Origin of the sequence: Acinetobacter sp. WCHA55, assembly GCF_002165305.2 — a bacterium.
Lineage (GTDB): Bacteria > Pseudomonadota > Gammaproteobacteria > Pseudomonadales > Moraxellaceae > Acinetobacter.
In genome coordinates this window covers 2,343,471-2,355,484 of sequence record NZ_CP032286.1, presented here as the reverse complement: position 1 = coordinate 2,355,484, position 12,014 = coordinate 2,343,471, and the positions used below count along the sequence as shown (strand labels likewise).

Here is a 12,014-nt window from a genome sequence, read left to right as displayed (position 1 = left end):
CAGATTGTTACAGACAGCATAGCCAAATGTAAGAAAATAATTCAGCATAATCAGCACCGAAAAATTAAATTTTGAATCAGTGCAGGGAGTTCAAGGCTTATAGCTGATTTACTGCTGATCTAAAATAAGCCAATTATGAAAAAATTGGCTTCATGTGACGCGCATTTGTCATATAATTGTCACAATTAAATTGAACAATAGGGGATATTGATATCCTCTTTAGCCGTCTGCATGAATTCTAATATTCCTCCCGTCCAAGATCAGGTGCACGTGACACAGGTCAAGTCGACGAATGTGCACGTACCTACACCGAAATTTTTTATGCCGGTGTTTTTAACGGTCATTATTTCAACGCTAATTTATATTGGCTTTCAGCTTTCAGCTGACTTATCGCATGTTCCTGCACTAAATCTTTACTCTTTAATTCTTTTAGCGACGGCATTGTTCATTGCTTTGGGTTTTGAATTTGTAAATGGTTTTCACGACACGGCCAATGCGGTTGCAACGGTCATTTATACTAATGCACTATCAGCGCCTGTTGCGGTGATGTGGGCTGGTTTCTGTAACTTCCTTGGGGTTATGGTCGCAAGTGGTGCCGTGGCTTACGGTATTATTGCGCTGCTGCCCGTTGAGTTGATTATGAATGTCAGCTCAGGCGCAGGTTTTGCTATGGTCTTTGCCATGTTGATTGCTGCGATTTTGTGGAACTTGGGCACATGGTTCTTGGGTATTCCAGCATCAAGTTCACATACTTTGATTGGTTCGATCTTGGGTGTAGGCATCATGAATTACCTGATGCATTCGGGTAGCGGTGCTTCAGGTGTCGATATGGATCAGGTGATTAAAGTCGGTAAAGCTTTACTGTTTTCACCTATGATCGGTTTTGCTTTTGCAGCAGTGTTGTTTTTATTGGTGAAAAAAATCTTTAAGAAACAACTGGAACTATTCCAACCACCTGAAGGTAACAAACCACCACCTCCACTGATTCGTGCCATTTTGATCTTCACCTGTACTGGTGTGAGTTTTGCTCATGGCTCAAATGATGGTCAAAAAGGTATGGGACTAATCATGCTGATTTTGATTGGTATTGTGCCTTTGGCTTATTCTTTAAATAAGAATTTAGATTCACAGCATATTCAGTCATTTGCTCAACTATCAGATCAAACTGCGGCGGTGATTTATCCAAATCATGATGATATTGCAGATGAAAAAGCCCGTACGGTGATCACGCAATATATTCAAACCAAAGAAATGACTCCAGAAGTTGTACCTGCTTTAGCCAGTCTGACAGACCATTTGGGTGAACGTGTTGGCCATTATGGAGATCTTAAAGATATTCCTGAATCTGAAGTTTCTGCATTACGTAATGACATGTACTTAAGTACGACTGCGTTCAAACGTTTGGATAAAGCGGATCAATTGCCAGCGATGTCTGAAGAGGGTAAGAAGACAGTAAAAGAATATCGTAGTAACCTTGATGGTTTCTTACAGTACATCCCAACATGGGTGAAAGTTGCTGTGGCATTGGCTTTAGGTCTAGGTACGATGGTCGGTTGGAAGCGTATTGTCGTGACTGTAGGTGAGCGTATTGGTAAAAACCATATGACTTATGGTCAAGGTATGTCAGCCGAGTTGGTGGCGATGACCACGATTGCAGCCGCTGATGGCTTTGGTATGCCAGTATCGACCACACATGTATTGAACTCTGCGGTTGCAGGGACCATGGTGGCAAATAAGTCAGGTCTGAATTTTGCAACTGTGAGAACCATTCTTTCGGCTTGGATCTTCACTTTGCCAGCAACGATCTGTTTATCAGGTGGTTTATTTTGGTTGTTCCTACAGTTCGTTTAATCTGATTGGTGAAACCGAATGATAAAAAAAACGCTACTTTGAGTAGCGTTTTTTTTTAGCACTGTATTTTATGCGTGATGCTATTCATATTTTATTTTTTGAACTTCGCCCAGACCTTGTCTAGAGGCAGTTTATCTGCTGCAAAGCCATAGAGTGCAGCAAAGGGTAGTGCGGTCCGAGCCAAGTAGGCTACACGCCATAGGCCACCGTGATTGGCACCATGCATCATGAGCTCTAAAGGATGTTCAATATTGACTTCTGGATTGGCTACAGACTCAGGATTACGCAAGTCATGTATCCATAAAGCCGCCATGATGGCATTGGTGGTTTCAGGCTTAAAGGCTTCAACATCAAACAAGCTAGCGCCATTAAATGCGGCTTTGAGCAGGGGGTTTTTAGTGACTGAGTGTGTGGTGGTTGATGGTGCAATGTTGATGCTGACACGCTGGCCTTGTGAGCGAGCAAGCGTTGCACGCCATTGCTGAATACGTTTAGCCAACGCATAGTTAGGCCCTTGTTCAATCACTAAACAGTCGGTGATGCCATAAGACTTGTTATTATCCGACTCGACGAGATCATGTAAGTTTTTCTTAAAAAACAGTTGCCCGCTAAGGGTTGAAATACTTTTACTGACCATCTGTTGGGTTTTAGAGCGTCCACTGAACTTTTGCTCAGATGCTGTAATGACCTCTTCTGGGACTGCGTAGACATCGGTTGGTGTACACATATACATCAAACTGGTATCTGCTTTTTGTTCGCTGACATATTGCATAATCACATCCATCGCGACGGAAACACGGACATGCTTTTCACCGTCTAGATATGCAATTGCTGCCAAATCTAGTTGATGTGGATTTTGCGCAAGCCATTGTGCAATTTCAGGCGTCTGAGTTAAAAGGTTAGCACCAAGCTTTTCCCTTAACACTGAAACAGGCGTATCGGCATTCAATGCTTCAACAGATGGAGCATATAAGGTGGCATTGCCATGTTGAATGGTGTCTAAAATTTTGCCCCATACGCGTGGATTGGGTAGATCTACCGCTACGATATTGGCTTTCCATTGCGCTAACCAGGTGAGTGGACCTGCTTCTGAGGCAGCACCAAAGAGCACCATGGTCCGATCAGATAAATCAAACCATTCAGGGTGTTCAACACAGGCAACCAATGCTTCAGCATGGCTGGGTTCGATCACGCCTGCATTTAACCATGTTTGGATTTGGTCTAGTAAGGCCTGACCTTTGAGTTGTTGGCCTTTATAAGGCACTGACCACTCAGGCAGAGCAGTGCTTTCGCCTTTGAGTTTAATAGTATGCAAGGGTGTTGTTTCAAGCGACATTACATCTTTAACAAGATATTTTTGATTGTCACGATAGAACTCAAAAACATTGTGGGTTTTATTTAAACCATCTTGCGCAATTTGAATTGGAGCTGTTTGATTGGCAATACCGAATTCAACCAATGACTTAAAATATCGAGGATATTGTTTACGCCAGTTTTGCTCTGCCAGTAACTCAACAGCACTTTGATGATCAACATTGGCTAGGGCTTCGGCAATAATCGCTTTCCCCGTATGTGAAGTACTGGTTTTTTGGGTTTGAGGGTTAATGGGGAATTGTAGACCGTCTAGGGGTGTGGACATGCAAGAAATCTCACTGGCATTTGCTATTTATATACAGTTGTATACATTATCTATGCCAAATTGAAATGTCACTTGGCATTTGCTACCAAATTTGTGTAAAAGTATGTGCCAATAAAAAAGCCTTCATCTTGAAGGCTTTTCAATTTTAGCAACGGCCTTTTTTAGCTTGACCAGGTGGGCAAAAGTCTCCATGACCATCGGGGTAATAAGAACCATGTGGATCAACAACAATACTCCCCTCACGTGTGTGTACAGCGCAGGCTGTTAAACTCAAGCTAACCATCAGTGTTGCTAAGATTGACATTATTTTCATGGGAATTTCCTTCAGTTTTTATAATCATGAGTTTATTGTAAAAATCATGACTTGATTTTATTGTGAAAAATTGTAATGGCTCTGCCACTTGCAATCATCGTGGAAATGAACGATATAATTAAATGGGTAACTGCGTTAATTTGCTCAGAAAATGTGGGATAAGACGTGGCTCTAAAATTAAGGTCATAAGAACCCCATAAGCAGCTCCCCAAAGGTGGGCACTATGGTTGATGTTGGAGTTTCCTTTTTTACCTGACCAGATGCTATAAGCCACATAGAGCACAGCAAAAATAATTGCAGGTACTGGAATAAAAAATACAAAAATCAGCTTCCAAGGTTCAAACAGCACATACGCGAACAATACTGCAGAGACTGCACCAGATGCCCCAAGGCTTGCCCAGCGCACATCATTTTTATGTTTTAAATAACTTGGTAAAATGGCAAAAATTAAACCACCCAAATAAAATAAAACAAAGCCTAAATCATAGAAATATTGGCGGTAAAAACTTTCAATAATGCTGCCAAAGAAAAACAAGGTGAACATATTGAACAGGAGATGCATACCATCGGCATGAATAAAGCCATGTGTAATGAAACGATCGTATTGTCCGCGTTGCATCGCAGGAGGCCAGAAAATCAGACGATTCATAACATTCTGATTTGAAAATGCCACCATAGAAATAATGACAGTAATAATAATGATCGTAACTGTATGATTAAAAGGTAAATCCAACATTTCTGAGATGTTCTGCATATAACTATCGTGTGGTCATAATGCCATTAAATTGAGCGAAAAGATGAACTTTCACAATAAATCCGACAATTTTGGTTGATTTTTTTTCATTACCCCACATCTTCAGTTAAAATAGCAACTTCAGCTTGAGGAAATGATTGTTATGTCGACTGAGAACAGCAGCACTGCAGTTGCAGAGGAAATTCCAAACTTATTGATTACTCCAACTGCACAAGAGTATTTACGTGATTTACTAGAAAAACAAAATACACCAGGCATTGCTGTACGTGTATTTGTTGAAAATCCGGGTACACCACGTGCTGAATGTTGTATGGCATATAGCGCGCCTGAAGAAGTAATTCCAACTGATTATCGTCAAGATTATCCGGACTTTCCTGCATATATCGACACACCGTCTATTCCATATTTGTTGGATGCGGTGATTGATTACAATAAAGACCGTTTTGGCGGGCAATTGACATTCCGCGCACCGAATTCGAAAGTGCCACGTGTCGGCCCTGATGCATCGATTGAAGAGCGTATTACATATATTCTTCAGTCTGAAATTAACCCAGGTCTAGCTGGTCATGGCGGTAACTGTGCATTGGTTGAAGTTATTGAGGATGAGGAGCATGGTTTAACGGCTGTATTGAAATTTGGTGGTGGTTGCCAAGGTTGCTCAGCAATTGATGTTACCTTGAAACAAGGTGTTGAAACGACTCTGCAACAACACATTCCTGAGTTACGTCGTGTCATTGACCAGACGGATCATACGCAGGCAGAAGGCGCATACTTCAAATAATTTTTAAACCATTTTACCAAATAACCTCCTTAAATTAGGGGGTTATATTTTATCCAAAGGTAAAATGTAATTGAGAATAGTTATCAATATTTATTGCAATATGTTTATCATTTGTTAAGATACCCTACGAAATTTACACAATCTCTCCTTCTTTTGTATTTGGGTGTATGCGTTATGGGTAAAAATCTGACGAGATCAACTTTAGCTTTGGCTGTTGTAGGGGCAATGAGTTCATTTGCGATGGCGAATGACGTTGTGGAAACCACAAAAGAGAAAGAAGCAACACAATTACAAACGATTGTTGTATCGGCAACGGGTTATGAGCAAGATGTTTCAAAAGCACCAGCATCAATTACTGTCATTAACCGTGAAGAATTAGATAAACGTGAATATAACGATATTACAGATGTCTTGAGAAGTGTTCCGGGTGTTGTCATTACGGGGGAAAATGCAAGTCAAACAGTTAGTATTCGAGGAATGTCTTCGAATTACACCTTGTTCTTGGTTGATGGAAAGCGTCAATATTCTAAAGATGTTAACCCAAATGGTGATGACTACGGTATGGAGAAAAATATTCTTCCTCCAGTTGCATCCATTGAACGAATTGAAATTATTCGTGGTCCAGCATCTACATTGTATGGTTCTGATGCAATGGGTGGCGTAATTAATATTATTACCAAAAAAGTGACGGATGTTTGGACTGGGAATGTTGAGTTAGGCACAACTATTCAAGATAAAAATAATTCTGGAGACATTCGTAATGGTTCTGTTTATTTAGCAGGGCCAATTATTCAAGATAAAGTTGGCTTGCAGTTAGGTCTAAATCGTTTAGAGAGAAAAGAAGACTCTTATTTAGGTGGCTTTACAGGCCATACAACGGAAAGTTTAAATTCACGTTTAACTTATGTGTTTAATGATCAACACGATTTAGCCGTAGAGGCAAACTTCTTCACACAAGAGTCTGAGGCAACGGCAGGTAAAACGGTTGCAGCCACAGGTACAGACTCTGCAAGTCGAAATATACGTAGTGTTTATGCGTTAACGCATAATGGTCGATATACCGATAATTTGGATAGTAAATCTTATATTCAATACGAAAATTCTAAAAACCCAGATCGTGAAAATACAGTCGTGGGAACAAAGGGGATTGATTTAGAAACATGGACTGCAAATACACAGTGGAACTGGTTGTTAGGTAATCATACACTGGCTTTTGGTGGTTATTATAAAGATGAAAGTTTGTTAGATCGAGCAACAAACCGCAATCCATTGGTTCCAGAGTTTGATGAGTTGACACGCTGGTCCGCTGCTGCATTCTTAGAGGACACATGGAGTTTAACAGATCGTTTTAACTTAACGCTGGGAGCGCGTTATGACTACGACGAACTATATCAAGGAAATATTTCTCCGCGAATTTATGGTGTTTATAACTTTACTGACCAATTCACAGTGAAGGGTGGGGTTTCTACAGGTTATAAACAACCAGATATTCGTTCTGTGACGGACGGCTTCTATAGTGTGACAGGAGGAAGTGGTTCTCCAACAACAACGGGTCGAGGAATTATTAAAGCAAATCCAGACCTAGAGCCAGAGTCAACTGTTACTTCAGAGTTAGGTTTTTACTGGAACAATGATCACGTTAATACCTCTATCACAGGTTATGTAACTCAGTTTAAAGATCGAATTGAAGAAATTCGGGAATGTGATTCAACGGGTAATGCTGACTACAACCGTAATGATGTTTCAACGTGGAAGTGTTCTGAAAATGGTATTCCATTTGCATTTATCAGCACACGTGAAAACATTGGTAAAGCTGAGTTACGTGGTGTAGAGGTGACATTTGATGCCAAATTAGCTGAATATACAACCTTAACTGCAAATTATACGTTCACAGATACAGAAATTAAATCAGGTCAATTTAAAGGGCAGCCTTTAAATGGAATGCCTGAACATGTATTTAATGTAACAGTAGATCATGACTTAACAGATGCTTTGAATATTTGGAGTCGATTACATGTGCGCGGAGAAACTACGCCGTATTTAGGTCGTTCAAGTATGTCTGAGCCAATTCCGGGATATAACTTCCTCGATGTTGGTTTTAACTATAAGTTTGCACCAAACTTGAAAGGTAAATTTGGTGTTTATAATGTGTTAGATGAAACTGCACAGAATGCTGATGGTGAACAAACTTTAGATGGTCGTCGTTACGGTGTAAGTTTTGTTGCTAATTTTTAATACATAGAAATAAAAATTAAATTAAAAGACCCGCTGAATAAGCGGGTCTTTTAATTTAAGGATTTAAAATATTCTGTGCTTGATCAGAATAATAAAATTGTTCTAAATAATAACGTGCTCGATCGCGCAAGTAATGTGATTGGATAAGCTCTTGAATAATAGGATCCAACAAATTTTGAAGTTCATTTTGAATTAAAGCTTCGTCAATATTTAAGTCACGTAAGAGTAAATCAAAAGGACGTTCTTGGTTGCGAATGTACCAAGCATAAACACCATCATGTACCTGTTGCTGCAGATAGTTAGTTTGACGTATATGTTCCCAAATTTCGTGACCCATAGCTACGGTTTGAGGCAAGTCTTGCACTTCTACATAATTTTTTAAAACTGATAAAGGCATGTCTTTGATTTTATGCCAAAGATTGGCTTGAAAATGATACAGCTTTTCATCATTAAAATTTTGATTTAACACTTGTTCGCTCATTTGACTGAGTTTTAAGATGTTCTTTTGCAAATAATGACCGATGGTGTCATTTAGATTTGAGTCCGTGACGGTTTCAAGTACCGACTTGCCCATTTTCATAAAACTAGAGACACCCGGCACACGTTTGGTCATGACGGAGTTACTTAAATAGTCTTGAATTGAGTGCTGAATGAGCTGAGTAATCATGGCTGAAAAAGCTGGGTTATTGACCACAGTTTTAATCAGACGCTGACGATGCCCACTTTTACTCGCGACATACTGCGCAATTTTGTCGATAGTGAGTACTGGGATCACATCGGCAATTTTTGTTGATTCATTGATGGGGTGAATCAAAGCAAACTTGATGTGCTCTGCAATTTGTGAAATCAGATGTTCTGTTGCAGGTGTGGCTAGGATTTGTTTTTGCAACAGCGCATTGATGTCTTCAAAGCTCCACAGTTGCTGCAAAGTTTGTTTTCTAAACCAGTGATAAAAGAGGGTGAATTCATTTTGTACGGTACTTGCTTGCGAAAACTCATGATCTAAAAAATTAAGATGAGCTTCAATGAGCTGCTCAATCATCGGGTGTTTCTGCATACGTACTCAACAAAATTAATTTAGTGGAATCAGTTTATCAGCCAATGGGTTTTTTAACTTTTGGGTTTTTGCAAGAAAAGGTAGGTAGTGCTGTGCAACGGCCTGTTCTGCTTCCAAAAGTGGCATATGACCAACATTGTTAAGGATGACAGGAGCTTCAGCACGTTTCAATAAGGATTTGAGTTCATTCGCCACTTCAACATTAATAATTTTGTCCTGCTTTCCCCATAAAATGAGGGTAGGCGCTTCAATATTACGAGTCACTCGGGCGAAAGAGTCGGTGGTGTATATTCGGTTCAATGTTACTAACTGATCAATCACTTTACTGTTTTTTTCAGCCTGAGTAATTAACTGTTTTTCTTGGGCACGTTTTAAATAATAGGGCATTTTGATTGGGGTTTGCATGACACGTTGCATTACGTCATCTAAATCGCCCGGTTTACTCACAATCAAGTGCTTTAAATATTGCGGGTCTTTGGCATAGTTGGTGTTAGCATTTTTATAAATGCCTGCACTGTTCAGTAAAAATAAACTTTGCGTATCAAAAGGATATTGCGCCGCATATAGTGTTGCAATTGAACCACCAATCGAATGTCCTGCAACATTCAGTTTATCTTGTATATGAATGGCTTCAACAAAACGACGGAGCCGTTCTGTGACATTTGGCATAGAGATATCAAAATCATCAGGGACTCTGGTGTCGCCATTGGTCGGAAGGTCGGGAATAACTACATGATAATAAGGCGTTAGAAACTGTGCCACACGGTTCCAATTGTCCCGATTTCCAGCAAAACCATGAATGAGTAAAATAGTCGGTTTATCAACTGAACCGCCTTCATTATAGCTCCAAACAATGTCATCGACTTTAAGGGTTTTGGATTTTAAGCCTGCGGTGACGCGTTCTTGTATAAGGTAGCTTTGTAAACTGAGTTTGTCTTTGATGATGGCATTTTCCACCGCATGACTGGCGAAAGAAAATGACAAGGCGAAAGCGAATAGACTGGCCTTTAGACTTTGTTTCAAGACGGATTTTGAGCGCATCATCATGGTTCATCCTTAAACGGAGATGAATGAAAAACTGACCGAATAAGATAAAAATGCTCTGATTTTGAATAGTTTTTATGTTTATTTACAGGTCTGTTTGATTCTAATCGCTTTCATGCAAATGTCATTAATTATTTATTTGAAAGGATTTGCGTCATTTGAATAAAGTGTGAACTGTATAATGTTTTTGTTGGTATAAAATGCAACTTTAAAATTAAGCAAAAAAATAAGACGCTATGTTTTTTGCAAGTGACAATCAATTTCGCTGGGATTAAACTAGTCCAACTTAATAACAATCGAGTGGGAAAGGGAATGCTAACAGCTCAAGAAGCTTTAAGCCGTCTAAAACAAGGTAACCAACGTTTTGTAGCGGGTGAGACAACCCACCATAAGCAATTGTCTCACCAAGAACGAGCAGAGATGGCAGAAGACCAAAATCCATTTGCCATTGTACTGGGATGTTCTGATTCTCGTGTGCCTGCAGAAATGGTGTTTGACCAAGGTTTGGGTGATCTGTTCGTTATTCGTGTTGCAGGCAACGTGGTTGCACCGTCGCAAGTTGGCAGTGTTGAGTTTGCGGCTGAGCGTTATGACTGTGCAGTAGTTGTGGTACTTGGCCATAGTCACTGTGGCGCGATTCAAGCTACCATTGACACCTTGATGAACCCAGATAGCCCGCCTTCTGCAAACCTGATGTCGATTGTAAACCGTGTCCGTCCTTCGGTTGAAACTTTGATGCAAACCGAATTGAAACATGACTTATGCAAACTGTCTAAACATGCAGTGCGTTCAAATGTTTTTGCTTCTGTCAATCAGTTACGTCATGGCTCAGCTGTGCTTGAAAGCTTGATTGCCAAAGGCAAGTTACAAGTGGTTGGTGCTGAGTACTCACTTGAAAGTGGTGAAGTGGTTTTTTTTGACTTCTGATCCTATGTGCGGATCAGAGTAAAAGGCGCTTTATAAAGCGCCTTTTATATAGGGATAAGCTAAATTTAATAAAATAGGCTGTGCTTTGGTGTTTGGATGGACCAAATCTTTTTGCATCAGGCTTTTATTTCCAGCTACACCTTCTAAGAAAAAGGGCAGCAATTTCACTTTGAACTGTTGACTGACCACTTGGTAATTATTTTCAAATGCCTTGCTATAGGCGGTGCCATAGTTTGGCGGTATTTTCATCCCCAAAACAACCACGGTGGCATTGGCTTTTTGACTCTGTTGAATCAATTGCGCTAAATTTTTTTGAATCATTTGAGGGGGCTGACCACGCAGTCCATCATTCCCGCCAAGCTCAATCACCACCACATTTGGCTTATGCGTTTGCAACAGCTTAGGTAAACGGGCTAAAGCACCACTGGTGGTTTCACCACTCACACTGGCATTGACCACTTTGTGCTGTTTCGGATACTGTTGGTCTAACCGTTTTTGCAGTAAATTTACCCATGCTTGCTGTGGTTCTATGCCATAACCTGCACTAATGCTATCTCCTAAAACCATCACAGTTTTTGCAAAAACCCAAGTGGGGTTTAAGCATAGTGCAAGCAAAACCAAGTATGAATTGATACGTTTTTTAAATTTGCGATTTTGCACGAATATTTGCATATAGGGATGTTATGACCCAAGTTCATAGTGATGTAAACATCATGCCACAAGTGATTATTTCTGCCCAGCAACTGACACAAAAGATTAAACTTCCACAAAAAGAACTCACTATTTTTTCAGATTTGAATCTGAGTATCACAGCAGGTGAACAAGTGGCCATTACAGGGCGTTCAGGTTCAGGAAAGTCCACACTGCTTGGTATATTGGCGACTTTGGATCAGGCCAGCAGTGGTGAGTTAAGCGTTTGTGGTGAAAGTATTTCCAAGCTCAATGAAGAACAGCGGGCGCAGGTGCGTTTAAAACATATTGGCTTTGTGTTTCAGTCCTTTCAACTGCTACCACACCTGACTGCTGTTGAAAATGTGATGCTGCCGTCACGGCTTCATCCATCATTTAACTTTGTAGAAGCTGAACGTCGCGCTTTGAGTTTGTTGCAAAAAGTTGGATTAGAGCGACAGGCCACCCAAACACCAAAGGTACTTTCGGGTGGGGAGCAACAGCGTGTTGCAATTGCTCGTGCGCTGATTGCTGAGCCAAAAATTATTTTTGCCGATGAACCAACAGGAAATTTGGACAGTCAAACTGCGCGAGAAATTGAGCAATTATTGTTTCAACTGAATCGTGAGTTGGGTACGACCCTGATTTTAGTGACGCATGACCATACGCTTGCGGAGCAGTGCCAACGGCATTTTGAATTACTCGATGGGCAGTTGATCGAACATCCTCGAACGGGAGGATAAA

Annotated in this window: 11 protein-coding genes; 5 read left to right on the top strand and 6 right to left on the bottom strand. The window is 40.4% G+C overall.

Going from position 1 to position 12,014, the window contains the following annotated elements:
• Positions 1-231: 231 nt before the first annotated feature.
• The gene (locus CDG62_RS14195) at positions 232-1,851 is read left to right on the top strand and encodes an inorganic phosphate transporter (RefSeq protein WP_087527187.1); all 1,620 of its coding nucleotides are present in this window, start codon (positions 232-234) and stop codon (positions 1,849-1,851) included.
• Between the two features lie 91 nt (positions 1,852-1,942).
• Here the strand turns inward: CDG62_RS14195 and CDG62_RS14190 are convergent, their stop codons facing one another.
• The 3 genes from CDG62_RS14190 to CDG62_RS14185 all read right to left on the bottom strand — a co-directional run bounded on the left by CDG62_RS14190 (position 1,943) and on the right by CDG62_RS14185 (position 4,539).
• Positions 1,943-3,490, bottom strand: coding sequence for a hypothetical protein (locus CDG62_RS14190; protein ID WP_087527188.1), 1,548 nt, complete (start codon positions 3,488-3,490; stop codon positions 1,943-1,945).
• Between the two features lie 145 nt (positions 3,491-3,635).
• On the bottom strand, positions 3,636-3,803 hold the full coding sequence (locus CDG62_RS19375) for a hypothetical protein (RefSeq protein WP_087527189.1): 168 nt from the start codon (positions 3,801-3,803) through the stop codon (positions 3,636-3,638).
• 118 nt (positions 3,804-3,921) lie between these two features.
• The gene (locus CDG62_RS14185; RefSeq protein ID WP_087527262.1) at positions 3,922-4,539 is read right to left on the bottom strand and encodes a rhomboid family intramembrane serine protease; all 618 of its coding nucleotides are present in this window, start codon (positions 4,537-4,539) and stop codon (positions 3,922-3,924) included.
• Positions 4,540-4,699: 160 nt separating this feature from the next.
• Between CDG62_RS14185 and nfuA the strand changes: the two genes are divergently transcribed.
• Both nfuA and CDG62_RS14175 read left to right on the top strand, forming a co-directional pair.
• Positions 4,700-5,338: a Fe-S biogenesis protein NfuA gene (gene nfuA, locus CDG62_RS14180; RefSeq protein WP_087527190.1), complete on the top strand. Its 639-nt coding sequence runs from the start codon at positions 4,700-4,702 to the stop codon at positions 5,336-5,338.
• Between the two features lie 174 nt (positions 5,339-5,512).
• Complete coding sequence (locus CDG62_RS14175; RefSeq protein ID WP_087527191.1) at positions 5,513-7,573, top strand: TonB-dependent receptor domain-containing protein; 2,061 nt, start codon at positions 5,513-5,515, stop codon at positions 7,571-7,573.
• A gap of 55 nt (positions 7,574-7,628) precedes the next feature.
• On the opposite strand, the gene CDG62_RS14170 is transcribed toward CDG62_RS14175, so the two are convergent.
• Together CDG62_RS14170 and CDG62_RS14165 are read right to left on the bottom strand one after the other, a co-directional pair.
• Positions 7,629-8,630, bottom strand: coding sequence for a hypothetical protein (locus CDG62_RS14170; RefSeq protein ID WP_087527192.1), 1,002 nt, complete (start codon positions 8,628-8,630; stop codon positions 7,629-7,631).
• A gap of 15 nt (positions 8,631-8,645) precedes the next feature.
• A complete protein-coding gene (locus CDG62_RS14165) occupies positions 8,646-9,677 on the bottom strand; it encodes an alpha/beta fold hydrolase (protein ID WP_087527193.1) in 1,032 nt (343 codons plus the stop codon).
• Between the two features lie 309 nt (positions 9,678-9,986).
• Between CDG62_RS14165 and CDG62_RS14160 the strand changes: the two genes are divergently transcribed.
• Positions 9,987-10,601 carry a carbonic anhydrase gene (locus CDG62_RS14160; RefSeq protein WP_004694391.1) on the top strand — a complete coding sequence of 205 codons (615 nt, stop codon included), beginning with the start codon at positions 9,987-9,989 and terminating at the stop codon, positions 10,599-10,601.
• Between the two features lie 30 nt (positions 10,602-10,631).
• On the opposite strand, the gene CDG62_RS14155 is transcribed toward CDG62_RS14160, so the two are convergent.
• Positions 10,632-11,273: an arylesterase gene (locus CDG62_RS14155; protein ID WP_087527194.1), complete on the bottom strand. Its 642-nt coding sequence runs from the start codon at positions 11,271-11,273 to the stop codon at positions 10,632-10,634.
• An 11-nt stretch (positions 11,274-11,284) separates the two neighbouring features.
• Between CDG62_RS14155 and CDG62_RS14150 the strand changes: the two genes are divergently transcribed.
• The gene (locus tag CDG62_RS14150; protein WP_087527195.1) at positions 11,285-12,013 is read left to right on the top strand and encodes an ABC transporter ATP-binding protein; all 729 of its coding nucleotides are present in this window, start codon (positions 11,285-11,287) and stop codon (positions 12,011-12,013) included.
• The last annotated feature ends 1 nt before the right edge of the window (position 12,014 follow it).

What these genes read in the sequence shown, in the direction of transcription:
- CDG62_RS14190 (WP_087527188.1), bottom strand. Translation starts at nt 3,490, where the DNA reads ATGTCCACACCCCTAGACGGTCTACAATTCCCCATTAACCCTCAAACC.
- nfuA (WP_087527190.1), top strand. Translation starts at nt 4,700, where the DNA reads ATGTCGACTGAGAACAGCAGCACTGCAGTTGCAGAGGAAATTCCAAAC.
- CDG62_RS14165 (WP_087527193.1), bottom strand. Translation starts at nt 9,677, where the DNA reads ATGATGATGCGCTCAAAATCCGTCTTGAAACAAAGTCTAAAGGCCAGT.
- CDG62_RS14185 (WP_087527262.1), bottom strand. Translation starts at nt 4,539, where the DNA reads ATGTTGGATTTACCTTTTAATCATACAGTTACGATCATTATTATTACT.
- CDG62_RS19375 (WP_087527189.1), bottom strand. Translation starts at nt 3,803, where the DNA reads ATGAAAATAATGTCAATCTTAGCAACACTGATGGTTAGCTTGAGTTTA.
- CDG62_RS14175 (WP_087527191.1), top strand. Translation starts at nt 5,513, where the DNA reads ATGGGTAAAAATCTGACGAGATCAACTTTAGCTTTGGCTGTTGTAGGG.
- CDG62_RS14155 (WP_087527194.1), bottom strand. Translation starts at nt 11,273, where the DNA reads ATGCAAATATTCGTGCAAAATCGCAAATTTAAAAAACGTATCAATTCA.
- CDG62_RS14160 (WP_004694391.1), top strand. Translation starts at nt 9,987, where the DNA reads ATGCTAACAGCTCAAGAAGCTTTAAGCCGTCTAAAACAAGGTAACCAA.
- CDG62_RS14150 (WP_087527195.1), top strand. Translation starts at nt 11,285, where the DNA reads ATGACCCAAGTTCATAGTGATGTAAACATCATGCCACAAGTGATTATT.
- CDG62_RS14195 (WP_087527187.1), top strand. Translation starts at nt 232, where the DNA reads ATGAATTCTAATATTCCTCCCGTCCAAGATCAGGTGCACGTGACACAG.
- CDG62_RS14170 (WP_087527192.1), bottom strand. Translation starts at nt 8,630, where the DNA reads ATGCAGAAACACCCGATGATTGAGCAGCTCATTGAAGCTCATCTTAAT.